This is a genomic window from Streptomyces sp. NPDC008092 (assembly GCF_042957285.1).
GTDB lineage: Bacteria > Actinomycetota > Actinomycetes > Streptomycetales > Streptomycetaceae > Streptomyces.
The window spans coordinates 253,393-278,164 of record NZ_JBIBHY010000013.1 but is presented as its reverse complement, the minus strand read 5'-3'; the positions used below and the strand labels follow the sequence as shown (position 1 = coordinate 278,164).

Sequence of the window (24,772 nt, the reverse complement as noted above, 5' to 3'; positions counted from 1 at the left end):
GACAACGCAGGCCCGCCGAATGTGAGGCGAGCCACCGACCTCACATTCCGCCGCGCTGATGTGTCGTCATGGAGAGGGACCGCGAACGAGGGAGCCGGAGAGCGTATGACCACCCCGTGGGAACAGTCACAGCGGCAGGCGGAGGAGCAACACGACCCGATCCTGGGCGCGATCATGAGCGAGCGGCGGCAACTGCTCAATCTCGCCTACCGACTGCTCGGGTCCCTGGCCGACGCGGAGGACGTCGTCCAGGAGACCTACATCCGTTGGTACGCGATGTCCCGGGCGCAGCAGGAAGCCGTCGAGTCCCCGGGCGCCTGGCTGACGACGGTGGCCAGCCGTATCTGTCTGAACCTGCTCGGCTCGGCGCGCAGCCGACGGGTGACCTACGTCGGGGAGTGGGTCCCGGAGCCACTGCCCGACCCGGCCGAGTGGATCGCCGGGGCGGCGGGCGGCGCCGGCGAGGACCCGGCCGACCGGATCACCCTCGACGAGTCGGTGACCATGGCCTTGCTGGTCGTGTTCGAGTCGTTGACCCCGGCCGAGCGCGTCGCGTTCGTGCTGCACGACGTCTTCCGCTACCCGTTCGCCGAGGTGGCCGAGATCATCGGCCGCAGCCCGGCGGCGTGCCGCCAGCTGGCGTCCTCTGCCCGCCGCCGCATCGCCACGCGCGCGGAGGCGAGCCCGGACGCGGCCCGGCAGGCGAGCGTCGTCCGGCGGTTCAAGGCGGCCTGGGAGACCCAGGACATCGACGCCCTGCTCGGCCTCCTCGACCCGGGCGCCACCGCGATCGCCGACGGTGGCGGCCGCGCCATCGCCCACCTGCTGCCGGTCGAGGGCGCGGAACGGATCGCCCACCTCTATCTCACGATCGCCCGGCTCGCGCCACACCGGACGATCCTCGAACGCACCGTCAACGGGCTGCCGGGCCTGGTGATCGAGTCCGAGGGCCGGGTCGAGACGGTGTTCGCGTTCGAGGTCGCCGAGGACAGCCGGATCACGCACATCTGGGCGGTACGCAACCCGGACAAGCTCCAGCCATGGCAGCCGACCTGACCATCCCCCGCCGACGCGGAGGTGCTTCCCTGCCGGCCCCCCCCCTCAAGAAGGAGGCCACCGACCGAACTCCCCTCGGGTTCACGCCCGGCCGCAGGACTGCCGGCACCGTCCGCCGAGGAGCACACCGCACGGTCTCCGGGCGACCGGCCCGTCGCCGTCCGAGACCGGCCCACACCCATGCCAGGCAGCCGGTCCCGTGCGCCCCTGGCAGGATCTCCCGCATGCTCGAAGAAAAGCTCGACGCGCTCTCGCAGCTGATGGCCAGGCACATGGCCGCCCCGTTCCCGCCGGGCTTCCGCAACCGGGATGTCGAGGACCAGGACATGGTGCTGCTCGACGCGGACGCCTACGGCTACGCTGCCGGCGCCCTCGAAGGCCCGCTCGACCAGCGGCGCCGCGCGGGCCTGACGAGAGTCACAGCGGTGCTCGCGAAGGTTCTCCCGGCGATCGACGACGAGTACGCGGCCAGGTACTTCACGCACGTGCGCGACATGGCCGCGCTGGCCGCCGAGATCGAGACCTTGCGCGACAAGCGGACCCCTGGATGAAGAGGTTCGCCAAGGTGACGGCCGGGCGGTCGAATGTGCGCTGACGTCCGCTCCGACAGGGGGCGAGGTGGCCGTACCTGTCCGTGTGCGCGGTCGAGGGTTCAGCACGTGGTTTTGACCGGGCAGCAACGCACTGCCCCTCTCGATTCCGCCAGACAGCAACGGCGTCCGGTCGCAAACAGGCGAGTACGGCCCTATCGGGGCCAGTAAGCGGCAGGCCGAGGCGGGCGTGACCGGGATGCGCTGGGATGGACCGATTCACCGCAACCTGACAGTCAGTTGGGGCCGCCATGAGCGACACGGTCACGTCAGAGCCGATAGACGGGGCAGGAGCTGCCCGGCGGGCCCACCGCCGACGCGGTACCCCGAGCCGAACGGGTGAGCCCGGAGCGGCCGAGGACCGGTTCCGGGGACTGCTGGAAGCGGCGCCCGACGCGATGGTCATCGTGGACGACACCGGAACCATCAAGCTCGTCAACGCCCAGACCGAGACCCTCTTCGGCTACCACCGCGACGAACTCCTCGACCGTCCCGTCGAGATCCTCATCCCCGGCCGGTTCCGCGACCAGCACGCCGCCCATCGCGACGACTACGCCACCACCCGTCAGGTGCGTCCCATGGGCGCCGGACTGGAACTGCACGGACTGCGCAAGGACGGCACCGAGTTCCCCGTCGAGATCAGCCTCAGCCCACTGGAAACCACCGACGGCCTCCTCGTCTCCGCCGCCGTACGCGACGTCAGCGAACGCAAGGCCGCCGAAGAAAGGTTCCGGGCGCTGCTGGAAGCGGCCCCCGACGCGATGGTCATCGTGGACGACACCGGAACCATCACCCTCGTCAACGCCCAGACCGAAGCCCTCTTCGGCTACCGGCGCGACGAACTCCTCGGCCGTCCGGTCGACTTGCTGGTTCCCGAACGGTTCCAGGTCAACCACACCCGGCATCGCGACGGATACACCACCAACCGTCAGGTGCGTCCCATGGGCGCCGGACTGGAACTGCACGGACTGCGCAAGGACGGCACCGAGTTCCCCGTCGAGATCAGCCTCAGCCCACTGGAGACCACCGACGGCCTCCTCGTCTCCGCCGCCGTACGCGACGTCAGCGAACGCAAGGCCGCCGAGGCGCGGATCACCGAGCTCGCCGCGCTCGTGGAGTCCTCCCAGGACGCGATCCTCGCCAAGACCCTCGACGGTCGCATCACCTACTGGAACACCGCCGCCCAGCGCCTGTACGGCTACTCGGCCGAGGAAGCCATCGGGCAGCACGTCTCCATGCTGGCGCCGCCGGAACGCAAGGACGAGATCACCCACTTGCTGGAGCGGTTGAGACAGGACGAGAAGATCGAGCACTTCGAAACGCTCCGGGTCACCAGTACCGGCGCCCTGCTCGATGTCGACGTCACCCTGTGGCCGACCCGGGACACCACCGGAACCGTCGTCGGCGCCTGCGCCATCGTCCGCGACATCAGCGACCGAAAGCGCGCGGAGGCCGAACTCACCGAGTTGTACCGGCAGCAGCAGCACATCGCCCTTACCCTGCAGCGCAGCCTCATGGGCACCCCGCCCGCCATTCCCGGCCTGGCCGCCGCCAGCCGCTACCGGCCCGCCACCCAGGGCGCCGGCGTGGGCGGCGACTGGTTCGACCTCATCCCGCTCGGCGCCGGCCGGGTCGGGGTCCTCATCGGCGACGTGATGGGCCGCGGTCTGGAGGCGGCGTCCGTCATGGGCCAGCTGCGCTCCGCCGCCCACGCCCTGGCCAAGACCGCCATGCAGCCCCGCCAGTTGATGCAGGCCCTGGACGCGGTCGTCGCCGACCTCGACGTCCCCGACCAGCTCGTCACCTGCTGCTACCTCGTCATCGCTCCGGACTCCGGATCCGTCACCGTGTGCTCCGCCGGTCATCTGCCCACCCTCGTCACCGATCCCGAAGGCGGCTGCCGCAGACTTCCCGCGCCGGTGAACGCGCCTCTCGGCGTCGGCGACATCCTCTATCAGCAGTCCAGCTCGGCCATCGCGCCCGGCGCCACGCTCGTGCTGTACACCGACGGGATGGTCGAGACTCCGGGCAGTGACATCGAGCACCAGATCGACAAACTCACCGCGGCTCTCGACGACGCCTTCACCCGCACCAGCAGCCTCGACGCCGCCGCCGACCACGTCCTCACCGCGCTGCTGCCCGATGCCGAGGGCCACGACGACGACGTCACCCTGCTCCTGACCCAGCTCCCAGCCGCCCCGCTGGAAACCGCCCGTACAGAACTGCCGGCCACCGCCTCCGCGGTGTCCGCGGGCCGCTCCTTCGTGGTCGAGACCCTTGCCACCTGGGGCTGCGGCCACCGGGCCGACGACGCGCGACTGCTGGTCTCCGAGATCCTCACCAACGCCGTCCAGCACGCGGAAGGTCCTGTCGTCCTCCGCCTCCGCCGCAGCGCCTCCGAGTGCGCCGTCGAGATCAGCGACCTCAGCCCACACCTGCCCCAACCGCGTCTGGCCGCCCACGACGACGAATCCGGACGCGGTCTCGTCCTCGTCGACACCCTCGCCGACACCTGGGGCGTCCGCCCCGACGAACGCGGGAAGACCACCTGGTTCACCCTCAGACTGTGACCGGCAGACCCCCAGCGCCCGGCACCTGAACGGCCGGCCCAGCACTCCGAAGGAGGTCGAGCAGACCTGCCAGATCCACGAAGGCGCGGGTCAGTGGCCCTTCGCTACCGGTTCGAGGATCGCCACGCACTCCACGTGATGCGTCGATGCGTCATCGGAAAGATGCCGGTCCAAGTGGGCCTCGAAAAAGGCCAGGTCAGATCCCATTTCCAGGCTCGCCGTCCCACGCACTGGCGCCCAGGGCGTCAAACGGGCGTCACGACCAGCCGCCTACCCGTCCTGCTCCAGCCTGCACACCCGGCCATGCGGCTCCCGATACCCGCACCGCCACACGGCTGCCCGGACAGCAGGCCAGTGGCCTGAGTGACTGCGGAACGACGCGTACAGAGAGGGCCGTCCACCAGAGGTACGGTGTCCGGCCCGGCCTCCTTGTACGCCTGAGTGCGTAGAACCGCGACTGCGCGCTCACCGCGTCGGCACCGAGGCCACGCCCAGCCCGTCGCCTTCGGCGCACCGGGGTGGCAGCGCACCAGTCCTGCCGCGCGACCGGCGACGAACGCGAAGCCCTCCTCGCGATCCGAACCGTCTTCGACCGCGAGAAGACCGCCGCTCGCCACCTGGCCGGACTACACAACGCAGGCGTCTTCCACCGGCCCGACCGCCGGCCCGAACGAAACCGCCTGAACCCGGGCTCACCGCGACCACCGCGCCGACGGCCGCTGTAGATCGTGTTGTTCATGTCTGGTATGCGGCTTGTCGCCGGCAATGGCTGGCGCGTGATCGCTCCTGATGGCGGCGGCGCCAGTGTGACCAGCTGAGCCGGTGGGCCGCGTCGTGGAGAGGCTGGACGACGACGGTGATGAACAGGCGCTGGATCTCGTTGCAGGACAGCGGAACCAGGCCGCCGTCTGTGGACTGGCGGGTGTGTTCGTCGGCACGGACTACGGCCAGGAAAGCGTGGGCGAGCATCGAGAGGGTGCCCCAGCGGATCCAGGAGGGGTAGCGGCGGACCTGGTGCCTTCACCAAGGTAGTCAGCGGTACGGGATCGGGTGAGTAGCAGCGGCAGTAGGCGAGTTCACGGGTGGTGCGGTTGCGGCGGATCAGTAGGTGACGGTGGCCCGGCGCCGGTGGTCGCTTCGGCCGAGCAGGGCACCGCGAGCACATGTCCCAAGCCACCTTCCTCCAAGGCGCCGCGCAACTTCGGGTTGCCGCCGTAGACCTCGTCCCCGGTGACCCAGCCCACGTGGTGTCCGGCGTCCAGGAACCGTTCGATCATCCGGCGGGCCAGTTCCGGCTTGGTTCCGAAGACGGTGTCCTCGCCGAGTCCCGCGGCCTGGCAGCGGGCCGGGGCAGACGTCCAGGAGCGCGGGATGTACAACTCCCGGTCGACCGCAGCGTGTCCGCGCGGGCTCGCGTAGACGAGACAGACGGCGATTTGGGAGTTCTCGATCCGCCCGGCCGTGCCGGTGTACTGGCGCTGGACTCCGACGGTGCGGGTGCCCTTCTTCAGGTCGCCGGTCTCGTCGACAACCAGTACCGCGGCCTTGTCGTGGAGGTGTTCTGTTCGACGATGTACTCGCGCACATCGTCGCGGACCGCGTCGGCGTCCCAGGAGACCCGACACAGAAGGTGCTGCATGCCGTGCGGAGTCGCTTCCCCGGCCCACTCCGCGATCGTCCAGCAGTTTTTGCGCGGGAGGTCGGACAGCAGGCCCAGCACCAACCGCCCGGCTCGCAGCCGGGGTTCGACCCGCACGAACCGTCCCGCGATCCGGCCCAGGGCCACATCGAACGCTTTCCGCCAACGGCCGGGATCTCTGCTGTGCCCTGCGGCCACCGTCTCGTCGTTTGTCCACACAACTCACGATGATCAACGGTGGCTGCACCCGTCTCCGCACCAGCCCCTGCACAGCACCTGATGATCACGCGGTGGCCGCGCCGTGCCCGGCCGCGACACACCGCCCGATCGCTTACCCGGCAACGGTTTCGTCGAAGAGCCGGTTCCGACCTGGTGGGTGGGGCGGGTTCAGTCGCGAGCGCCGATCGTACGGCCGGTGGCGTGGAACAGACCCATCGGCAGCGCACCGACGGCCATGCCGAGCAGCGCCCAGCCGGGATGCCGCACTGGATGCGCGCCCCAAAGACATAGCCCGGCAAGCGCCAGGCCAGACCAGCCGGCGAGCACGTTGACCACCGGGGAGGATCCGAACACGGTCGGGAACCGTTCCGCCGCGATGCCCTTGGCGAAGTGAGGATGCGCGTTGGCAGCCAGCATGCCGGCCAGGAACGCGAGCAGTACCGCCTGCCACATGCCGGTCTCCATCCCGTTGCCGTGGAATCCGTTGACCCTAGAATCGGACTTGTGACTCCGATTAGAGGATACGGACTGACCACTCCGGTTGCAAGGAACGGCCGATGACCACCGCCCGGCCCCTGCGCGCCGACGCGCAGCGCAACCGCGCACGGGTGCTGGCCGCGGCAGAGAAGGTCTTCGCGGAACGAGGTACGGCCGCCTCGACCGAGGAGGTCGCCCGCGCGGCCGGCGTCGGTGTCGGTACCGTCTTCCGGCATTTCCCGAGCAAAGAGGCTTTGCTGCGGGCACTTGTCGTGGAGCGCCTTGCCAGGATCGCCGCCGACGCCCGCGAACACGCCGCATCGTCCGATGCAGGGGCGGCCTTCTTCGACTTCTTCACCTCCGTCGTCCGTGGCTCGGCAACCAAACTCGAACTCGTGGACGCACTGGCCGAATTGGGCATCCACCCGAACGAGGCCGTCGCGACAGTCGCCGAGGAGGTGACCGAAGCCCTGTCCGCTCTGCTGCAGCAGGCGCAGCGGGCAGAGGCAGTGCGCACGGACATCGGAGTCAGTGATGTCATCGCGCTGCTCGCCGGCGCCTCTCAAGCCCGCCGGTACGCTCCCGACGACCGGCCGCTGGCCGTCATTCTCGACGGCCTGCGCGTTCCGAGCGCCCAGTAGCGCCAACCCCCCGACGATCCGATGCCGGGCTGTCAGCCACGGGAAGTCAGAGCCTCATAGATCTCGAACTGCGGCTGTCCTACTACTTCGGATCAGTCGGCACCGGTGTGGCGGGGGCGCGGTAAGCAGTTCGTGCGGGCCGCCCGGCGGCACGCGCGGCTTGTCAGGGCAGGGACGTGCCGCCGGACGGGGCGGGTGGGCAGCGGCTGTCGACGGGCGCTGCTCGATGTATGGCTGGGACCGTCCGGCGGTACGTCTTGGTGGCAGAACAGGGCGCGTACCGCCGGACGGAGAAGGAAGGGCCGCCTGATTAGCTTTCACACCGGCTGACCGGAACGGGAGTTATGCGCTCTTGGTACCCGGCCAGAGGCCGGAGTGTGGAGTGCCCGCTCTCCAGCGCCACGGACCACACCAGGTCGTCGGCCAGGGAGTTCCAACCATCCGCGGCAGGTTCTGGTACCAGGCCGGAGGAGACGACCGCCTCGAAGCCCGGGCGGCGGGTGTGCAGCATCGGGTGGTAGGGCGGCCAGGTCACGCCCGTGGCGCGTTCGTCGTCCGGCCAGACGCGGACGTGGCCGGTGCCGGCGGTCGGGTCGTGGTGGCTGATGACCGCCAGGATGTCGGGGCCGAGGAGGATCGCGTTGAGGCTGGAGGCGTGGAGTCCCGCGTCGGTGGTGCGGGCGATGACCCGGTCGGCCGCGGTCACGAGGTCGCCCGCGGTGTGGTCCATCTCCTCCAGGAGGGCGAGGAAGTAGATCTCGCTGTCGGTCTGGCCTTCCGGTTTTCGCTCGCTACCTGGTGGCAGCAACGCGTCGATGTGGCCGGCGGGCAGGATCGCGCCGTTGTGGGCGAAGGCCCAGCCGTCGCGGACGAAGGGGTGGACGTTGGCGAGGCCGGTGCCGTAGCCGGGGGTGCCGAGGCGCACGTGGACGAAGCAGGCCCGGGTCTCGGTGCCGGTCATGAAGTCCGCGAAGCCGGGGTCCGTGTGGGCGGGCAGCACGGAGCGGTGGGTGTGGTGTGCGCCGGCCGGATCGACCCATGCCGCGCCCCATCCGTCCGCGTGCACGGTGGAGAGGTGGGCGATACGGTCGACCACTTCGCGGCCCAGTGCGGTCACGGGGGTGGTGGCGCGGTCAGTGAACCATGCGGCCATGCGGCACATCGGTGGCTGCTTCCTGTCGTGCGGCGGGTTGGTTCGACGGGGCAGGGGTGTGCCGGTCCTCCGGTGGGTGGTCGGGGTCCTCGTCTCCCTCGTCCGGCAGGATTCCGGTGACGTCGGCGGGAGGGGTGACCACTCCGATACGGCCGCCGACGACTCGGTTGCGGGGGCCGGGCTGTTCGGTTGGAGGCGCCGGCCGGGGCGTGGTGCGTGCGCCGCCCCATTCCCTGTCTATGCCGCTGAGTGCCTTCATCGGTTCCTCCTTCGGTTGCGTCGTTCGTGGTGTGGGTTGCGACCCGCTGTCGGCTCAGCAGGTTTTGCGGGTGTGGTAGGTGGCCAGTCCCCACTGCTGGTCGACGACCAGTTCCAGGCCCTGGTCGGTGAGGGAGGGCAGGAGCCGCTGGAGTCGGGCCCTCAGTGCTCGGAGGGTCATGGGCAGGTCCGGGGTGCCGAGCAGGAGCCTGAGGTGGTGGCAGCAGACGGCCGACCGCGCACGGGAGAGGACGTCGAGCAGCAGTCGCTGGCTTGCGGTGCCCGTCGGCCCGTCCGGGTCCGCGAGCACGGGTGGACATCGTCTGAGGTCGGCGCGGATGCGCCAGGCGAGTTCGGCCGTGGGGGCGTCGGGGTCGAGGACATCGCAGGCTCCCGCGTCGAACGCGGCCACGGCGTCGCTCCCGCCGGGTCGCAGGACTGCCACCGGAGCGATGCGCGCGGCTGCCTTGATGAGGCGGGTGAGGGTCTCCGCGTCCTTGTCGGGAGCGCTCAGCACGATCATCGGCGGCCGCCGTTCGAGGAGGGCCGCGCACGCGCTCTCGCTTCCCCAGGGCAGGGGGCCGGTGACGAAGAGGCCGGTGCGCTGCAGCCGCATGACCACGTCGTGGGGTTGCGCGCCGACCGAGAGCATCAGCGGTGCGCGGGGAGAGGCGGGCTGCCCGTACGGGACGCTCCGCGCTGCGGAAGGGTGCATGCGTGTTCCTTGGTTCAAGGCGCCTGGCAATCCGTGTCGTCAGCCGCCGAGCTCCTGCCAGAGCAGTTCGCCGAGGCGGCCGAGCCCCCGTACGAGTGCCTCGTCGGGTACGCCGGAGAAGCTCATGCGGGCGTGGTTGGGTTCCTGCGTGCCCGGGAAGAAGGTCGCGCCCGGTACATAGGCGACCTTGGCCAGTGGGAGCAGGGTGTCCCGCATGAAGGACGCCGCGTCGAACCCGCCGGGGAAGGACAGCCAGGTGAACAGGCCGCCCTGGGGGCGGGTGAAGCCGACGGAGGGCGGCAGGACCTCGGCGAGGGTCTTGAGGGTGAGATCGCGCTTGTGCTTGTAGGCCGCGCAGGCGTCGACGATGTGCGCGTCGATGTCGTAGGCGTCCAGATAGGCCGAGGTCGCCGCCATGTTGAGGGTGCTGCACTGGGTGTCGGCGGCGAGCTTGAGCAGGCCGAGCTTCTCCAGGACGTCGGGCGCGGCGACGGCCCAGCCCAGGCGCATGCCGGGAGCGAGGATCTTGGAGAAGCTGCCGAGGTGCACGACGCGGCCCTCGGTGTCCAGGCTCTTCAGGGTCGGGACGTGGGAGCCCTCGTAGCGCAGGGACCGGTAGGGGGTGTCCTCCAGCAGCAGGAGGTCGTGCTGGTTGGCCAGCTCGATCATGCGGTGCCGGCGTTCGAGGCCGAGGGTGACACCGGTGGGGTTCTGGAAGTCGGGGACGGTGTAGAGGAGTTTCGTGCCGGGGTTGCGGGCGAGGGTCTCCTCGAGATGGTCCATGTCCATCCCGTCCTCGTCGATGCGTACGGGCGCGTAGCGCGGTTCGTACGGGGCGAAGGAGATCAGCGCGCCGAGGAAGGTCGGGTTCTCCGTGACGACGGTGTCGCCGACGTTGAGCACGAGCTTCGCCGCGAGGTCCATGCCCTGCTGGCCGCCCTGGACGACGAGCACGTCGTCGGCGCCGCAGTCGATGCCGTCCCGGGTGAGCCGGCGCGCGATGTGTTCACGCAGCTCGGGCAGGCCGCGGGACTCGGTGTACTGGAGCGCCTCGGCGTGTGCGCCGGTGAGGAGCTTCTGGAAGACCTCGCTCAGTTCGGTCATGGGAAACAGCGCGGGGTCGGGGTATCCGCCGCCGAAGGAGACGATCTCCGGGTCGGCGCCGAGCCGGAGCAGCTCGCGGATGGCGGACGGCCGGACTCCGCCCATGCGGTTCGCGTAGGGGATGGTCACTGTCTTGTCTCCTGCTCGGTCAGTCCGTGAGGTCGAGGACGGCCCCGACGATGCTGTCTGCGTCGATCCCGTGGGCGCGGTGGACGCTCTCCAGGTCACCGGACTGCCCGAACTGCGTGACACCCAGATGCGTCGCGCCACCCTTGGCCAGCCCGGCCAGGAAGGCGAGGGTGTGGGGATGTCCGTCCAGCACGGTGGTCAGGGGCGCGGCCCGGTCCGCCGGGAAGAGGGTGTCGAGGATCCAGCTGGGTGCGTCGCTCTTGCCGCGTCGTGCCTGGACGGCACGGAAGAGCAGGTCGGGGCTGGTGACGCAGATGACGTCGACGGCCGTTCCCAGTCGTTCGAGGCGCTCGGCTGCCTGGAGGGCCTCGGGGACGAGGGCGCCCATCGCGACGATGGTGGCGTCCGGTGTTCCCTGCGTGCGGCGCAGGGCGTACCCGCCGGCGACGACCTGGCGGCGGCGCCGCTCACGGGCGGCCGGGTCGGTGGGGATCGCTGCCAGGGCCTGGTCGACGGAGCGGGTGGACAGCCTGAGGTAGGCGGAAGTACCGCCGGGGCGGCCGAGCTGTCCCAGGGCGGCGAGCAGACACCACTCGGTGTCCAGGGCGAACGCGGGCTCCCAGGTGGTGCAGCCCGGCTGCTCGATGCCGACGGACGGGGTGATGATCGACTGGTGGGCGCCGCCCTCGGGGGCGAGGGTCACGCCGGAGGGGGTGCCGACCAGGATCGACTGACCGCCGGCGTAGATCCCGTACGACCAGGGCTCCAGCGCGCGGGTGACGAACGGGTCGTAGAGCACGCCGATGGGCAGCAGGGGCTGGCCCCAGCGGCTCCAGGTGGCGCCGAGCTCACCCAGCAGGCTGACCAGGTTGACCTCGGCGATGCCGAGCTCGATGTGCTGGCCGCTGGGGCGTTCGCGCCAGTGCAGGATCGTCTCGCGGTCGTCGGCGAACCAGTCGGTGCGCTCGGTGGTCGACCACACGCCCACCTTGTTGACCCAGCCGCCGAGGTTGGTGCTGGAGCTGACGTCCGGTGAGACGGTGACGACGCGGGCCCCGGCCTCGGGCGCGGCCCGGTTCAGGTCGAGCAGGGCCCGGCCGAGCGCGGACTGGGTGGTCGCGGATCCGGTGGGGGTACGGCCCAGGTCCGCGGGCACGGCAGGCGGTGGGGCGGTTGCTTCGGGTGCCCGGCGCAGGCGTGCGGCGGCACGTGAGCAGAGCTCGGCGGCGGCGCTGCCGGGGGCGAACCGCTGCCAGGGCTGGTCGGCCAAGACCCCGACGCGGGCGGCGAGTTCCTCGATCTGGTCGGCCTTGAGCAGCGCCGAGTGGTTCTGCGGGTGGCCGGCGGTGGGCAGGCCGTATCCCTTGACGGTGTAGGCGATGATGACGGTCGGCCGGGTGTCGTCGATCGCGTCGAACGCGCGGCGCAGCGCGGCGTGGTCGTGGCCGCCCAGGCTGCGGAACGCCTCGGTGAGGCGGTCGTCGTCGACGCCGGCGAGGACCGCGCCGATGTCGGCGGCCCGCGGCCCGGTGCCCGGGAGGAGTTCGCGCAGCCGGTCCGCGGAGTGGCGCAGCAGGCGCTGGTACTCCGGGTTGCTCATGGTGTCGATGCGCTCGCGCAGCGCGTCGCCGCCCGGGCGGGTGAACAACTCCTCCAGTACGGCGCCGTACTTGACGGTGATGACCTGCCACCCGGCGGCGGCGAAGAGCGATGCCGTGCGCTCGCCGCCCTGCACGGGCACGACGCGGTCGAGGGACTGCCGGTTGAAGTCGACGATCCAGACGATCTCCCCGAGGTCGGCGACCATCGGGTCGAGGACCGCCTCCCAGACGGCGCCTTCGTCGAGTTCGGCGTCGCCGACCAGCGAGTACTGGCGTCCGGTGGCCTGGGGGGTGAAGTGGCTGCCGACGTAACGGCGGGAGATCGCGCCCCAGATGGGGGCGGTGGCACCGATGCCGACCGAGCCGGTGGAGTAGTCGGCGGGGACCGGGTCCTTGGTGCGCGAGGGGTAGCTCTGCAGTCCGCCGAAGGCGCGCAGGGTGGTCAGGTACTTCTCGTCGAGGGTGCCGAGCAGGTACTCGATGGCGTGCAGGACCGGGGAGGCGTGCGGTTTGACCGACACCCGGTCCTCGGGGCGCAGGTGCTCGAACCACAGGGCGGTCATGATGCTGGTGATGGAGGCGCTGGACGCCTGATGGCCGCCCACCTTCAGGCCGGTGGGGTTGGGCCGGACCCGGTTGGCGTGGTCGACGATCGCGGTGGACAGCCACAGCACGCGCTGCTCCACCTCGCGCAGCGTGTCCAGGCCGGTACCGGTCAGCTCGTCCTGGTCGGTCGCGGGTGCGGTGATCTGGTCGGTGATCTGGTCGGTCATCACGTGGTCCTGGCGGTGTCGGTGCGGGTGGTGCCGGTGGGATCGGTGCGGGTGGTGTCCGTGGTGCGGTCGTTCCGCGCGCGGAGGGTGAGGGCGATGTCGAGGAGCATGTCCTCCTGACCGGCCACCATCGAGCGGTGCCCGGCCTCCACCAGCAGGTCGCGGGTGGACAGCCCGTAGGCGCGGGCCAGTTGCTCGGCGGGGCGCAGGAAGCTGCCGTACACGCCGGTGTAGCCGAGGGACAGGGTTTCGCGGTCCACCTGGACGGGGCGGTCCATGAGGGGGCGTACGAGGTCGTCGGCGGCGTCCATCAGGGCGAACAGGTCGCAGCCGTGCTTCCAGCCCTGGAGGTCGGCGGCGGCGATGAACGCCTCCAGCGGTGCGTTGCCGGCACCGGCGCCGAGACCGGCGAGGGAGGCGTCGACGCGGGTGACGCCCTCCTCGACGGCGATGATCGAGTTGGCGACGGACAGGCCCAGGTTGTGGTGGGCGTGGACGCCGATCTCGGTCTCCGCGTCGAGGCGGTCGCGCAGGGCCCGGACGCGGTCGCGGTAGCCGTTCATGGTGAGCTGGCCGGAGGAGTCGGCGACGAACACGCACTGGGCGCCCGCGGCCTCCATGATGGCCGCCTGGTCGGCCAGGTCGGCGGGGTCGGTGCGGGCGGACATCATCAGGAAGCCCGAGGTGTCCATGCCGAGATCGCGGGCCTTGGCGATGTGCTGCTGGGCGATGTCGGCCTCGGTGCAGTGCGTGGCGAGCCGCATCGACTGGACACCGAGGTCGCGGGCGGCCTTCATGTCGTCGATCGTGCCGATGCCCGGCAGCAGGACGGTCGTCAGCCGGGCCCGGGTGACCACCTCGGCGGCCGCGGCGATCCACGACAGCTCGCCGCCTGCCGGGGTCGGGCCGAAGTTGAGGCTGCTGCCGGCCAGGCCGTCGCCGTGCCCGACCTCGATCGAGGCGACACCCGCCGCATCCAGTGCGGCGGCGATGGCCTGTACGTCCTCCACGCGGAAGCGGTGTCGGATGGCGTGGCTTCCGTCGCGCAGGGTCACGTCCTGGATGAAGAGCTGCTCGTTCGTCACGCGGTCACCTTCTGGAGCATGTGTTCGGCGGTCCGCAGCGCGGCGGAGGTCATGATGTCGAGGTTTCCGGCGTAGGCGGGCAGGTAGTGGGCGGCGCCCTCGACCTCCAGGAGCACGGTGACCACGTAGCGGTCGGCCGGCGGCAGGCCGGGGACGAGGTCGGCCTCGAAGTCCTCGGGGCCGAACTTCCTGAAGTGCACGTCCTGCTTGAGCCGGTAGCCCGGCACGTACGCGTGCACGTCCTCGACCATCCGCTCCACGGCCCGGGAGACGGCCTCCTGGTCGCAGTCGTCCACGATGCACATGACGGTGTCCCGCATGATCAGCGGCGGTTCGGCGGGGTTGAGGATGATGATCGCCTTGCCCCGCCCGGCGCCGCCGACCTGCTCGATGGCGCGGGCCGTGGTCTGGGTGAACTCGTCGATGTTGGCCCGGGTTCCGGGGCCCGCCGAGCGGGAGGCGATGGACGCCACGATCTCGGCGTAGTGCACCGGCGTGACGGAGGAGACGGCGGCGACGACGGGGATGGTGGCCTGGCCGCCGCAGGTGACCATGTTGACGTTGCCGGCGTCGCGGTGTTCGTCGAGGTTGACCGGCGGCACCAGGAACGGGCCGATCGCCGCCGGGGTCAGGTCGATCAGGGTGACGTGGGTGTCGCGCAGTGCCTCGTGGTTGGCCCGGTGGGCCTCGGCCGAGGTGGCGTCGAAGACGACGCGGATCTCGTCGAAGTCCGGGAGGTCGAGCAGCCCCTGGACTCCGGTGGACAGCGCGGTCACCCCCAGCCTGCGGGCGCGGGCCAGTCCGTCCGAGGTCTCGTCGATGCCGACCATCGCGGCGACTTCGAGGGTGTCGGAGAGCCGCAGGATCTTGATCATCAGGTCGGTTCCGATGTTGCCGGACCCGATGATGGCCACCTTGGCCCTGGACCGGGCCTCGGGCTCGGTGCTGGTCATGTTCACTCCTTGGTTGCTGCTGCTGTCTGTGCGTCCGCGACCGCGTCGAGTTCGTCGGCCGCGGTGCCGCCGCCCTCCTCGCCGAGGATCGAGCCGATCCGCTCGATGGCGGCCGGGTTGCGTGCCTTGAGCGCCGCGATCACGGCGACGCCGAGGACGAGCCACAGGAGGGTCAGGTAGGGCGTGTAGTTCAGGGGGAAGGCCGGCACCGGGTAGACGGAGCCGTAGAGCGCGGCCGCGAACAGCGCGGCGCCCGCCACCGGCACGACGAGATGAGCGAGGGCGTTGTAGCGCTCGTGGGTGCGCTTGAAGAAGACCGCTCCGCCGAAGCACAGGCCGATGTAGACGAGGATGACGGCGAGCGTGCCGAGCGTGGCGAAGAAGTAGAAGACCGTGAACGCGGCGCCCCCGAAGGCCTTCTGGGCCATGCCGAAGCCGACGATCACGGCAAGGACGGTGGCGAGGGCGGCGACGGCGACGGTGGCGTTGGCCGGGGTCCGGAAGCGGGGGTGGGTGCGGCCGAGCCAGCTGGGCAGCACGCCTTCACGGCCCATGGAGAACAGGGTGCGGCTGACGGCGATGACACAGCCGACGCAGGCGAAGAACGCGGACAGCAGGGCGCCGAGCTCCAGCAGGTTCCCCAGCCAGCCGCCGACGTACCGGGTCGCCACGGCCTTCAGGGCGGAGGGCTCCGCGGCGAAGGCCGCGCCGTTGTCGTGCGTGCCGACGCCGATGTCGAGGGCGTAGGTGGTCCACACGTACAGGACGATCGCGAAGACCACCGTGGTGATGATCGCGACGGGGACGGCCTTGCGCGGGTTCGCGGTCTCCTCGCCGAAGTCGGCGGCGGTCTCGAAGCCGATGTACGAGGTGATGCCGAGGATGATTCCGTAGAAGACGCCGGAGAAGCCGCCCTTGAGGGTGTGGTCGAAGGTGAAGGGCTGGACGGTGTGCCCGGCGGTGCCGCCCTTGACGGTGACGACGACGTCGACGACCAGGATGAGCGCGACGGTCGCCACGGCCACCGCGATCTGGGCCTGGGTGGTCACCTTCACCCGGACCACGGACAGGGCGACCAGCAGGACCATCCCGGTCAGGAAGAACGGGAACCACCAGCCGGCGCCGACCTGGAGCAGGTCGACGAGCAGGTAGGCGACGCCCGCCATGAGCATCGGGGTGAAGCACACGAACCCGAAGGCGTACAGCCAGCCGGCCAGGAAGCCGGCCCGCTTGCCCAGGCTGCGGCTCGCGTAGCTGTAGGCGTACCCGGCTGACGCCATGCGCCGGGTGAAGCCGACGACCACGAAGGCCAGCGCCAGGCAGGCGACGCCGCCGAGCAGGAAGGCGAGCGGGGTCGAGGCGCCGGCGACGACCGACACACCGGCCACGTTGAGGAACATGGCGAGCCCGGGGGCGAGGAGCGAGACGGATATCGCGATCGCGTCGGTGACGCTCAGGCTGCCCCGGGCCAGGCGGGGCGCGGGGGCGGTGCCGTCACTCGGGGGTGCTGCTGACGTGCTCTCGGACATGGGGCTTCCTTCATGAGCGGGAAGGGAGGGGGACGGGCTAAACCGGAGGGCATACGGCGGCTTCCACGGGGGCTTTCGCGGGGACTGTCGCGGGGACTTCGGGGACTTTCACGGGGAGCGGGGGTGCGGTCGGCGTCGGGGCCGGGTCAGAAGAACTCGAAGTACTCGCGCATCTGCCACTCGTTCCTCGCGGCGGCGGCGCTCTGTTCGTCCTTCGCGTCCGTGCCGGCGGCCTCGTACCGGGCGAGTTCGGCGCGCTTCAGCATCAGGAAATAGTCGACGAAGCCGTCACCGAAGGCGCTCCGGAACACCGGGTCGCCCTCCAGGGCCGCGATGGCCTCGCCCATGCTCGCCGGCAGTGAGGGCGCCTCCAGCGCATACGGGTCCGCGCCGGCGGGCGGCGGCGGGGTGAGTCCGCGTTCGATCCCGGAGAGGCCGGCGGCGATGTCCGAGGCCAGGTAGAGGTAGGGGTTGGCGGCGGGTTCGCCGAGCCGGTTCTCCAGGTGGGTGCCACTGTCTCCGGGACCGCCCTGGACCCGGACGAGCGCGCCGCGGTTGTCGACGGCCCAGCAGATGCGGTCCGGGGCGAAGGTGTAGGGGGCGAACCGCTCGTAGCCGTTGACGGTCGGGCTGGCGAACAGCGTCATGGCGGGTGCGTGGTCGAGGAGCCCGGCCAGGTAGTTCATGCCGAGCGGCGAGAGCAGCGCGGTGTCGTCCGCGTAGGCGTTGCGACCGGCCGCGTCCAGCAGCGAGCTGTGCAGGTGCCAGCCGGACGAGCCGAAGTTCGGCAGCGGCGGCTTGCACATGAACGTCGCCTGGAGCCCGCGCCGCTGACAGATCTGCTTGACCGCGCTGCGGAACAGGATCATGGCGTCGGCGGTGCCGAGGCCCGGCATCGGGCTGAAGCTGAACTCCAGCTGGCCCGGCCCCCACTCGTCCTCCATGGACCGGGGCAGCAGCCCCACGCCGTCCAGTCCGTCCCGCAGGGCGTTGACCGTGTCGAGCACTCCGTCGAGCCGGACCTCGGACAGGAACTGGTATCCCTGCTCGAACACGTCGACCGCGGGCGGGGCGGGCGGCTGGCCCGTCTCGTCGAGCCCGATCACCAAGGTCCGGCGGCGGGTGACGTAGAACTCCACCTCAAGGCCCGACAGGTAGGTCAGGCCGCGGTCCGCGAGCCGCCGCAGCTGCTCGCGCAGGAGCCTGCGGCCGTCGAGCGGCAGCGGGGCGCCGGAGGCGAAGTAGGCGTCGCACAGCACCCATCCCGTGCGGTCCGCCCAGGGCAGGACCCGGAAGGTGTCCGGGTCGGGGACGATCACGATGTCGGGAAAGCCGGTGAACTCGGGTATCCCGAAGCCCCCGCCCTCGGCGAAGGCGGGCGGGAAGACCCGGTTGCCGGTGTCGAGGCTGTAGACGGCACCGGAGAAGTCCACGCCGTTGCGGAATGCGGCCGCGGCGGCCTGCGGGGAGAGGAACTTGGCGCGCGGGACGCCGTGCTGGTCGACGACGACCACCCGGATCGTGCGCAGGTCGAGCTCCTCGATGCGGGCGATCACCTTCTCCGCCGCTTCCTGCTGCTCGGGCGTGTGCAGCCCGTGCTCGGCGACGAATCCCGGGCGGCCGACGCCCGCGGGGTTGGGAACAGCTGTCATCGGGAGGGTTCCTCACACTCGGATTTTCCATTAGGAAGGTGAAAAATCGATGATGTCTTACAATTGGAAGCCGATAGCGATGAGTGTCCGGTCGCTTGTAAGGTATGTCAAGGTCTTCACTTGGAGGCGATGTGATCGACGACCACTGCCACACCTTCGGGCTGAACGCACAGCCCCTCGACCTGGCGGACATCTCGCTGTGCGTGGGCGACAGCCCGCCCGCGGTCGCCCGGCGCAAACAGGCGGGGCCGCTGCGCGCCGGCCAGGAACTGATGCGGCGGCGCCTGGCCACCTATCTGAAGTGCGCCCCGGAGGAGGTCGAGGCCGCGCGCGCCGAGGCGGCGCGGGACTGGCCCGCCCATGTGCGGGCGCTGCTCGCCGACGCCGACATCGATGAGCTGGTCTTCGACATCGGCTCCATCGACGCGGACGCGGAGGCGTCCGTCGTCGGCCCCTACACCGCGCTGACCGGCCGCCCCGTGCACTGGCTCGCCCGCTTCGACCCGCTGGTCGACCGGCTCATCGCGGCCGGGGCCGATGCCGGGACGATCGTCGCCGAGGTCGAGGAGCACTGCGAGCGGGCCGCTCGGGCGGGGTGCGCCGGCTTCAAGACCATCGCCGCCTACCGCACGGGGCTCGCCGTCCGGGCGGACGTCACCCTGGACGAGGCCCAGCGGTCACTGGCCGGCGACGAACCGGTGCGCCGGCGCGGCAAGGCGTGCCGGGACCTGGCACTGCGCCGTGCCTTGGGCGTCGCGGCACGCCATGACCTGCCCGTCCAGTTCCACACCGGGTTCGGCGACTCGGATCTGCGGCTGTCCGGATCGAACCCGCTGCTCCTGGAGGACCTGCTGCACACCGAGGAGGGAACAGCCGCGACCGTCGTCCTGATCCACGGCGGCTTCCCCTGGACCGAGGAGCTCGGCTACCTGGCCCTGAGCAGGCCCAACGTGTACGCCGAGCTGTCCCTGTCCAACCTCTTCGCGCCGCTGACCCTCGCCGACCGGATCGTCCGGCTGCTGGACCTGGTCCCTGCGGACCGCCTGACGATCGGTACGGACGGGCACGGGCAGCCCGAGACGCTGTGGTTCGCGGCGTGCGCGGTACGGGACGCCTGGCAGCAGGCCGAGGAGACGATGACGGCCGCGGGAATCGGGGCCGAGTGGCTCGCGCGGACCCGCGAGCGGGCCTTCGACGGGAACGCGCGGGAGCTGTATGTCCGCAGGCAGCCCGCATGATCGCAGGGCCGCCGGACGGGCGCGTCCTGCTGTTACGGTGTGCGATGTCGTACGGCCGTCCGGTCCTGCGCCGCATCGGCGCCCGGGAAGGAATCGGACATCAGGTCCGGGGAAAGAGGGGGCATGCCGCCCGAGAAGGATGAGGCCGAACCCACGAGCGAACGCCCGGCCAGGCGCCACCCCGGCACTCGCCCCGTTGCCGGCCCTCCCCCACTGGACTCGACGGACCTGCAGATCCTCACGTATCTCGCGACGGACGCCCGGATGTCCCAGCGGGCCATCGCCCGCGCCATCGGCATGTCGGCCCCGGCCATCGCCGACCGGATCGCCCGCCTGGAGTCGACCGGGGTCATCCAGGGCTACCGGGCAAAGATCGACTACGCCCTCCTCGACCGAGGGCTGACCCTGCTCGTCGGCATCACCTCGGAGCGCAGCGCCGACCAGCGCGAAGTGGCCCAGGCCATCCTCGGCATACCCGAGGTCGAGCAGGTCGACGTCGTCACCGGGTCCTCCGACCTCCAGGTCCGCCTGCGGGTCAGGGACCAGGCCCACTTCAACGAGGTGTACTTCGAACGGCTGCTCGCCTTCGAGGGGATCCGGCACACGGACACGGCGCTGGTGCTGTACTCGTACGAGCCCGGGAACTTCGCCCAGCAGATGCTGGGATCCCTGCCGCAGTCGGACGAACCGGACAGCGCGCGAGGCGCATAGCACCTGCTGGTCGGGCAGGACAGCCCGGCCGGCGCCGCGGTCCGGACAACGACACCCTGCCGCACAGTGGCTCGATTACCGGTGCAGTGGAGGAAGCCGGGGGCGTTGCCCTCGAAGCAAAGAATTGATCCGGTGTGCCGCGAGCTCGGGCACGTGTCCGGTGCATCCGGCTGCGGCGTGCTCCGGCGCCCTGGCCGGGCAGTCGCTTCCCAGGGCATGCGGGTCCGTGCCGTTGCACACCGCTGCGGCGCCGACCCCGGATGCCCACCTGTCTCTCCCGTATCCGTCAACGACACACCAGACCAACGACCCGACGACGCAGTGGGCGCGGACCAAGCCGTCTGTTCCCGGACTGGACGCCGATGCGGGCTCCGTTCGGTCGCCGATGAGTTTCGGTGTGCCGGACGGTCCAAGCCGGCGCACCTGACATAGGGAGGACCCCATGGGCACGACGCGCCCGCACCCGACGACTCACCTCGCCCGTCGCATGTTCGAGCTCCTGGAGCCGATCTGCCTGGTCACCTTCCTCGCCGACGAGTGCAACGAGGAACTGGCCGCACTCGGCCACCGCACCTACTGGGACGGCTACTTCGCCAGCCGGGCCGCACCACTGGGACGGGTGCCGGCCCAGGTCGTGCACGCGGCCTTCTACAACTTCGCCGACGGGGAAGCCGCACGGCACATCCCCAGCGCCTGGGAGACCATCCCGCCCGAGGCCTCCGTCGCCGCGCGGCAGCGGGGCAGCGCGGCCTCCCTACGGCGCATCCTCGGCGACGAGCTGGCAGGCTCCCCGGGCCTGGTGCGCTCCGCGGACCTGACCACCAGGGCCGCGACGAGCGCCCCCACCGAAGGCCGCGTGATGTACGCCGGCATGCGCACCCTGGAGGTGCCCGGCGACCCCGTCGCCCGGCTGTGGCATTCCGCGACCATGCTGCGCGAGCACCGTGGCGACGGGCACATCGCCGCTCTCGTCGGCGCGCGCATCGGCGGCACCGAGGCCCACGTGCTCTCCGCCCTGGAACAGGGCATCCACCCCCCGGAGTCGTTCGGACGCATCCATCACCTGCCGAAAGCGCGCCTGGCCGCGGTCATGGACGGCCTGCGCGAACGCGGACTCGTCGACACCGACGGCCACTTCACCGACGCCGGCCGCGCGACCAAACAGCGCGTCGAAACCCTCACCGACGAACTCGCCGCCCCGCCCTACGACGCCCTGTCCCCCGCCGAACTCGACGAACTGATCACCGAGCTCGAACCCATCACCGCGACCCTGGTGGCCGCAGGTTCGCAGTGACACGCAGGAATCGCCACAGATCTTCATGATCAGACGCCCGGCAATGTGGTCGACAATGACCCCATGGAAGTCACCGAACTACTCGAAGCGGCTTGCCTCCTGATCCCGGAAGAGATCGCTACCGAGAACGACATCACAGCGCGAGACGTCTGGGACTATCTGGCCCACGACGAATGGGAGATCGCGCTGGGCCTGCTGGAGGAGCTCGGGGACGGACATCCGCTGCCTTTGACGTTCTGGGAGCAGCTTGCAGAGGCAGCCGAGCAACTCCGCCTTGAACGGAGCGCGGCCTGGTGCCACTGGCGGTGTTCCGAGATCCGAAACGGCATGATCCGAGCCGATCTGACGCTCCGTCCGGCCACGGAGACGCGACGCAGGACACCCATCTCCGGTCACGGTGTTCTGCAGCCCATGTGGAACATCGGGAACTCGTCACCCGCCGGGGGTACTTCGCTGAACATCGCCAGGCTCTGGGTCGAAGACATGGCCGTCCTAGAGCCCGGCGGCCGGGCCACTGTCCGCCTCGTTCCCTTCACCCCCTCTCACTGGGCGCACATCGAAACCGGCCAACAGATCTATATGCACGAGGATCGAACGGTGGCCGGCACCGCAGTCGTGCTGGAAGTTCACCTCCCTGCCACTGCCATGCCCAGGAGATGACTCCGTCTGCCCCGACCTCTCCCCGGTGCAGAAATCTCCGATCAGGTGGAGTAGTTCTGAGAAGTACGTCGACAGGTGGCAAGGGAGTGCTGAAGCTTGGAACGAAAGCAGATCGACGCTTCCAAACCTTGCTGCGGCGGCCCCCGCCGGACGGCGGAGAGGTACCGCGCCGCGTCCGGATCGCCTGCCTTCCGGGCCGGCGAGGAACACCGCGACGCGCCCCATGTCCGGGGAACTCATAAAGCCCCCACGCCGTCCAGTCACGCCCCCTCCTCCACGCCGCCGAGCAGGAGGTACCCCGAAGCCCGGCTGAAGTACGGGACCCGTGTCATCAGCTCGCCTCCATAAAGATGGTGGCAATAGCAGCAACCACACTGAGCTGAACCGGACCTTCGGCGCGAACCCAGATCAGCGTCGGGAGCGAGGCCGAGCGCACAAGATCCATGCTGAGCCCGTCCGGCCAAGGCTGGTCCTGCGGCTGCAGAACTTGCGCCGCCAACCTGTCCAACGGTTCAGCCCCCGGCCCGGGAATCCTCCCGATCGTGAAATAGAAAACGTCCCGGAAGGACAGCGTTACATCCGGCTTCCCGGGCCCCCAACGCAATCCGATATCGAGCGCATCAGCTTCCTCGATACGTGACATGGACAGCCGATCAATGACGTATCCCGCGAAGTCCGGCACCTTTTCACAAAGCCGTGCGAATTCGTTCACCGAATTACCGTCCCCCCTGCCGAGCGTTCCGATGTCACGTTTCCATCCGGCCCAAAAAGTAGACTGTAATTCTTCCGATTCGGGCCTGGATTGATCTTGGGTCCAATACGCTGAACCTCTTCGTTCGGCCTGATCCAAATCACGCTACCGTCCGGGAGGACGTAGCAACGATAGCAACCAGCGGTCTACGAATTGAAAGTGAACCCCCCTGGTTGGAAATTTCCGTCTCAGCGTCTGACAGAGACTTGCCGTCAAGGTCAGGGACCCGAAAACGCCCACGCTCGGCAGGCTTCCGCTTCCGGAGGACGCCGAATCTTCAGCTTCGTTGAATACTTTGTTGATGTCGTCGGCGAGGCCCTTCGTGCCGTAGCCCGCCAGCCCGGCGCCGCCTGCGGCTGTGGCGACTCCGGCCGCTGCGACCGGGGCTCCCACGAGGCAGCCTATGCCGGAGAGACAGATGACGACCCCGCCGCCGGCCACGTCGGCCCCGACGTTGGTGATGAAGATCCCCAGGGCCGTCTCACCTGCGTGGATGACCAGGTTCGGACCGTTGTCGAGGATGGCGTGGCCGTAGTTCTTCAGGCTCTGCCACCACTGGTGCAGCTTCGACTTCTGCTGCTGTTCCTTGCGCTCGTAGTCCTGGATCGCATTGATGAGCTTGCGCTTGAAACTGGGCTTCTTGTACGGCGAGTAGTCGGAGCAGTTGTGCGCGTTGCAGAGGTCACCGAAGCCCTGGGCATTGGCGAGGTCCTGTGAGATGGGCGGAGCGCCAGGCATCACGGGCTTGTTCATGGTGGGGTCGGCCCACCAGTTGTCCAGGCCGGTCGGGTCGGACCCGGTGGTCGGGTTGTTGCCGGAGTAGTCGTACCCGGCGAGCTGGGTGGGATCGGTGGACTCCAGGACCGGGTCGGCGGACAGGAAAAGGATCACCAGCCCGGTCTGTTGATCCGAAACGGTAGCTGTGTGAGTGAACTGGTGGGAGATGCACGGCAGTTGTCGCCGTCGGCCCACGAGGCCCTGCGGATGCGGACGGTGGCCGCGCTGGCGGCGGGCCGCACTCGCGAGGATGTCGCGGCGGTATTCCAGGTCTCGCTCAAGGCGGTGGACAACTGGTGGGCGAAGTGGCTGGCAGGCGGACGCCAGGCGCTCGTGGCCCAGCCGCGTGGGCGCCGGCTCGGCGAACATCAGGTTCTCGATATGGTCGAGCAGCAGGCGATTCGGCAGGCCGTGCTGGATCACCTTCCCTGCGACCTGGGGCTGGCCGGGCAGCTGTGGACACGTGCAGGCGTGGGGAATCTGATCGCGAAGCTGTACCGGGTGCGGCTGACCGAGCACGGCGTGGGCAAGTACCTGCGCAGCTGGGGGCTGTCGTTCCAGCGCCCGGACAAGCGGGCGGTCGAGCAGGACGCGGAAGCCGTCCTCGTCTGGCGGGAGGAGACCTGGCCGGCGATCCGCGCGAAGGCGGAGGCCGAGGGCGGGGATGTGCTCTTCGCAGACCAGGTCGGCATCCGCTCCGACCAGGTCACAGGCCACACCTGGGGCGCCAGGGGGTGCACCCCCGTCGTGCGCCACACAGGCAACAGGTTCTCCGTGAACGCGATGTCAGTGATCAGCACCAAGGGCCGGATGCACTTCATGGTGTTCACCGAGACCTTCGACGCCGACGTGATGTGCCGTTTCATAGACCGCCTCGCCGGCCACTTCGACCACAAGGTGCACCTCGTCCTGGATGGCCACTCCGCCCACCGCTCCCGCAAGGTCCGCGCCTGGCTGGTCGACCACCAGGACTGCATCGAGCTGCACATTCTTCCGGCATACTCGCCGGAGCTGAACCCCGACCCCGGGACCAGGCTCAACTGGCTGCCGAAATGCACAGGTTCTTCTACCGGCGCCAGCGCCAGCCGCACATCGTCCGCGGGTACTTCGGCGGCCCGCACGTCCACTGCAGCCTCGAATAGAACCCTTTGAGTTTCGGGTAAATAGGCCGTGGCAGCCCTTACCGAAGCAACCAAG

At 69.9% G+C, this 24,772-nt stretch carries 19 protein-coding genes and 2 pseudogenes; 9 read left to right on the top strand and 12 right to left on the bottom strand.

Annotation, left to right across the window (positions count from 1 at the left end):
* The first annotated feature begins 105 nt into the window (after nucleotides 1-105).
* The 3 genes from sigJ (at nucleotide 106) to ACFZB3_RS36470 (ending at nucleotide 4,216) form a co-directional block, all read left to right on the top strand.
* Nucleotides 106-1,056 (top strand): RNA polymerase sigma factor SigJ, encoded by a 951-nt coding sequence (sigJ, locus tag ACFZB3_RS36480; RefSeq protein ID WP_391383526.1) that lies wholly within the window; start codon nucleotides 106-108, stop codon nucleotides 1,054-1,056.
* 224 nt (nucleotides 1,057-1,280) lie between these two features.
* The gene (locus ACFZB3_RS36475; protein WP_391383522.1) at nucleotides 1,281-1,607 is read left to right on the top strand and encodes a hypothetical protein; all 327 of its coding nucleotides are present in this window, start codon (nucleotides 1,281-1,283) and stop codon (nucleotides 1,605-1,607) included.
* A gap of 317 nt (nucleotides 1,608-1,924) precedes the next feature.
* Nucleotides 1,925-4,216, top strand: coding sequence for a PAS domain S-box protein (locus tag ACFZB3_RS36470; RefSeq protein ID WP_391383757.1), 2,292 nt, complete (start codon nucleotides 1,925-1,927; stop codon nucleotides 4,214-4,216).
* 735 nt (nucleotides 4,217-4,951) lie between these two features.
* Here ACFZB3_RS36470 and ACFZB3_RS36465 read toward each other — a convergent pair.
* Nucleotides 4,952-5,996: pseudogene (locus ACFZB3_RS36465) on the bottom strand (IS701 family transposase).
* A gap of 246 nt (nucleotides 5,997-6,242) precedes the next feature.
* A complete protein-coding gene (locus tag ACFZB3_RS36460) occupies nucleotides 6,243-6,539 on the bottom strand; it encodes a hypothetical protein (RefSeq protein WP_391383515.1) in 297 nt (98 codons plus the stop codon).
* Between the two features lie 92 nt (nucleotides 6,540-6,631).
* On the opposite strand from ACFZB3_RS36460, the gene ACFZB3_RS36455 reads away from it, so the two are divergent.
* The gene (locus tag ACFZB3_RS36455; protein WP_391383512.1) at nucleotides 6,632-7,192 is read left to right on the top strand and encodes a TetR family transcriptional regulator; all 561 of its coding nucleotides are present in this window, start codon (nucleotides 6,632-6,634) and stop codon (nucleotides 7,190-7,192) included.
* A 310-nt stretch (nucleotides 7,193-7,502) separates the two neighbouring features.
* Here ACFZB3_RS36455 and ACFZB3_RS36450 read toward each other — a convergent pair whose 3' ends face one another.
* From ACFZB3_RS36450 to ACFZB3_RS36415, 8 genes are all read right to left on the bottom strand, one after another.
* On the bottom strand, nucleotides 7,503-8,345 hold the full coding sequence (locus ACFZB3_RS36450) for a class II glutamine amidotransferase (RefSeq protein WP_391383505.1): 843 nt from the start codon (nucleotides 8,343-8,345) through the stop codon (nucleotides 7,503-7,505).
* Nucleotides 8,346-8,658: 313 nt separating this feature from the next.
* Nucleotides 8,659-9,318, bottom strand: coding sequence for a hypothetical protein (locus tag ACFZB3_RS36445; protein WP_391383501.1), 660 nt, complete (start codon nucleotides 9,316-9,318; stop codon nucleotides 8,659-8,661).
* Between the two features lie 39 nt (nucleotides 9,319-9,357).
* Nucleotides 9,358-10,551 carry an aminotransferase class I/II-fold pyridoxal phosphate-dependent enzyme gene (locus tag ACFZB3_RS36440; protein ID WP_391383490.1) on the bottom strand — a complete coding sequence of 398 codons (1,194 nt, stop codon included), beginning with the start codon at nucleotides 10,549-10,551 and terminating at the stop codon, nucleotides 9,358-9,360.
* A gap of 19 nt (nucleotides 10,552-10,570) precedes the next feature.
* Nucleotides 10,571-12,925: a pyruvate dehydrogenase gene (locus tag ACFZB3_RS36435; RefSeq protein ID WP_391383487.1), complete on the bottom strand. Its 2,355-nt coding sequence runs from the start codon at nucleotides 12,923-12,925 to the stop codon at nucleotides 10,571-10,573.
* Nucleotides 12,925-14,010, bottom strand: a complete 1,086-nt coding sequence (gene dmpG / locus ACFZB3_RS36430; protein WP_391383482.1) for a 4-hydroxy-2-oxovalerate aldolase — start codon at nucleotides 14,008-14,010, stop codon at nucleotides 12,925-12,927. Before dmpG ends, ACFZB3_RS36435 begins: the two co-directional genes overlap by 1 nt.
* The gene (locus ACFZB3_RS36425) at nucleotides 14,007-14,963 is read right to left on the bottom strand and encodes an acetaldehyde dehydrogenase (acetylating) (RefSeq protein ID WP_391383480.1); all 957 of its coding nucleotides are present in this window, start codon (nucleotides 14,961-14,963) and stop codon (nucleotides 14,007-14,009) included. The genes dmpG and ACFZB3_RS36425 overlap by 4 nt, the downstream gene beginning before the upstream one ends.
* 2 nt (nucleotides 14,964-14,965) lie before the next feature.
* Nucleotides 14,966-16,492 (bottom strand): amino acid permease, encoded by a 1,527-nt coding sequence (locus ACFZB3_RS36420; RefSeq protein ID WP_391383475.1) that lies wholly within the window; start codon nucleotides 16,490-16,492, stop codon nucleotides 14,966-14,968.
* A gap of 146 nt (nucleotides 16,493-16,638) precedes the next feature.
* On the bottom strand, nucleotides 16,639-18,144 hold the full coding sequence (locus tag ACFZB3_RS36415) for a glutamine synthetase family protein (RefSeq protein ID WP_391383472.1): 1,506 nt from the start codon (nucleotides 18,142-18,144) through the stop codon (nucleotides 16,639-16,641).
* 131 nt (nucleotides 18,145-18,275) lie between these two features.
* Here ACFZB3_RS36415 and ACFZB3_RS36410 point away from each other — a divergent pair, with 131 nt between their 5' ends.
* The 4 genes from ACFZB3_RS36410 to ACFZB3_RS36395 all read left to right on the top strand — a co-directional run bounded on the left by ACFZB3_RS36410 (nucleotide 18,276) and on the right by ACFZB3_RS36395 (nucleotide 22,047).
* Entirely contained in the window at nucleotides 18,276-19,382 is a 1,107-nt protein-coding gene (locus ACFZB3_RS36410) for an amidohydrolase family protein (protein WP_391383470.1), read from the top strand.
* A gap of 123 nt (nucleotides 19,383-19,505) precedes the next feature.
* Entirely contained in the window at nucleotides 19,506-20,093 is a 588-nt protein-coding gene (locus ACFZB3_RS36405; protein ID WP_391383468.1) for an Lrp/AsnC ligand binding domain-containing protein, read from the top strand.
* Between the two features lie 442 nt (nucleotides 20,094-20,535).
* Nucleotides 20,536-21,387, top strand: a complete 852-nt coding sequence (locus tag ACFZB3_RS36400) for a MarR family transcriptional regulator (protein ID WP_391383465.1) — start codon at nucleotides 20,536-20,538, stop codon at nucleotides 21,385-21,387.
* Between the two features lie 63 nt (nucleotides 21,388-21,450).
* Nucleotides 21,451-22,047: a hypothetical protein gene (locus tag ACFZB3_RS36395; RefSeq protein WP_391383463.1), complete on the top strand. Its 597-nt coding sequence runs from the start codon at nucleotides 21,451-21,453 to the stop codon at nucleotides 22,045-22,047.
* Nucleotides 22,048-22,378: 331 nt separating this feature from the next.
* Here ACFZB3_RS36395 and ACFZB3_RS36390 read toward each other — a convergent pair whose 3' ends face one another.
* Together ACFZB3_RS36390 and ACFZB3_RS36385 are read right to left on the bottom strand one after the other, a co-directional pair.
* The gene (locus tag ACFZB3_RS36390) at nucleotides 22,379-22,759 is read right to left on the bottom strand and encodes a hypothetical protein (RefSeq protein WP_391383460.1); all 381 of its coding nucleotides are present in this window, start codon (nucleotides 22,757-22,759) and stop codon (nucleotides 22,379-22,381) included.
* A 144-nt stretch (nucleotides 22,760-22,903) separates the two neighbouring features.
* Nucleotides 22,904-23,689 (bottom strand): hypothetical protein, encoded by a 786-nt coding sequence (locus ACFZB3_RS36385; RefSeq protein ID WP_391383457.1) that lies wholly within the window; start codon nucleotides 23,687-23,689, stop codon nucleotides 22,904-22,906.
* 93 nt (nucleotides 23,690-23,782) lie between these two features.
* Here ACFZB3_RS36385 and ACFZB3_RS36380 point away from each other — a divergent pair.
* Nucleotides 23,783-24,717: pseudogene (locus ACFZB3_RS36380) on the top strand (IS630 family transposase).
* Nucleotides 24,718-24,772: the final 55 nt, after the last annotated feature.

Excerpts from the sequence above, each read along its gene's own strand:
- ACFZB3_RS36405 (WP_391383468.1), top strand. The coding sequence starts at position 19,506 with ATGCCGCCCGAGAAGGATGAGGCCGAACCCACGAGCGAACGCCCGGCC.
- ACFZB3_RS36455 (WP_391383512.1), top strand. The coding sequence starts at position 6,632 with ATGACCACCGCCCGGCCCCTGCGCGCCGACGCGCAGCGCAACCGCGCA.
- ACFZB3_RS36435 (WP_391383487.1), bottom strand. The coding sequence starts at position 12,925 with ATGACCGACCAGATCACCGACCAGATCACCGCACCCGCGACCGACCAG.
- ACFZB3_RS36400 (WP_391383465.1), top strand. The coding sequence starts at position 20,536 with ATGGGCACGACGCGCCCGCACCCGACGACTCACCTCGCCCGTCGCATG.
- ACFZB3_RS36460 (WP_391383515.1), bottom strand. The coding sequence starts at position 6,539 with ATGGAGACCGGCATGTGGCAGGCGGTACTGCTCGCGTTCCTGGCCGGC.
- ACFZB3_RS36425 (WP_391383480.1), bottom strand. The coding sequence starts at position 14,963 with ATGACCAGCACCGAGCCCGAGGCCCGGTCCAGGGCCAAGGTGGCCATC.
- ACFZB3_RS36420 (WP_391383475.1), bottom strand. The coding sequence starts at position 16,492 with ATGTCCGAGAGCACGTCAGCAGCACCCCCGAGTGACGGCACCGCCCCC.
- ACFZB3_RS36450 (WP_391383505.1), bottom strand. The coding sequence starts at position 8,345 with ATGGCCGCATGGTTCACTGACCGCGCCACCACCCCCGTGACCGCACTG.
- ACFZB3_RS36475 (WP_391383522.1), top strand. The coding sequence starts at position 1,281 with ATGCTCGAAGAAAAGCTCGACGCGCTCTCGCAGCTGATGGCCAGGCAC.
- ACFZB3_RS36395 (WP_391383463.1), top strand. The coding sequence starts at position 21,451 with ATGGAAGTCACCGAACTACTCGAAGCGGCTTGCCTCCTGATCCCGGAA.
- ACFZB3_RS36445 (WP_391383501.1), bottom strand. The coding sequence starts at position 9,318 with ATGCACCCTTCCGCAGCGCGGAGCGTCCCGTACGGGCAGCCCGCCTCT.
- ACFZB3_RS36415 (WP_391383472.1), bottom strand. The coding sequence starts at position 18,144 with ATGACAGCTGTTCCCAACCCCGCGGGCGTCGGCCGCCCGGGATTCGTC.
- sigJ (WP_391383526.1), top strand. The coding sequence starts at position 106 with ATGACCACCCCGTGGGAACAGTCACAGCGGCAGGCGGAGGAGCAACAC.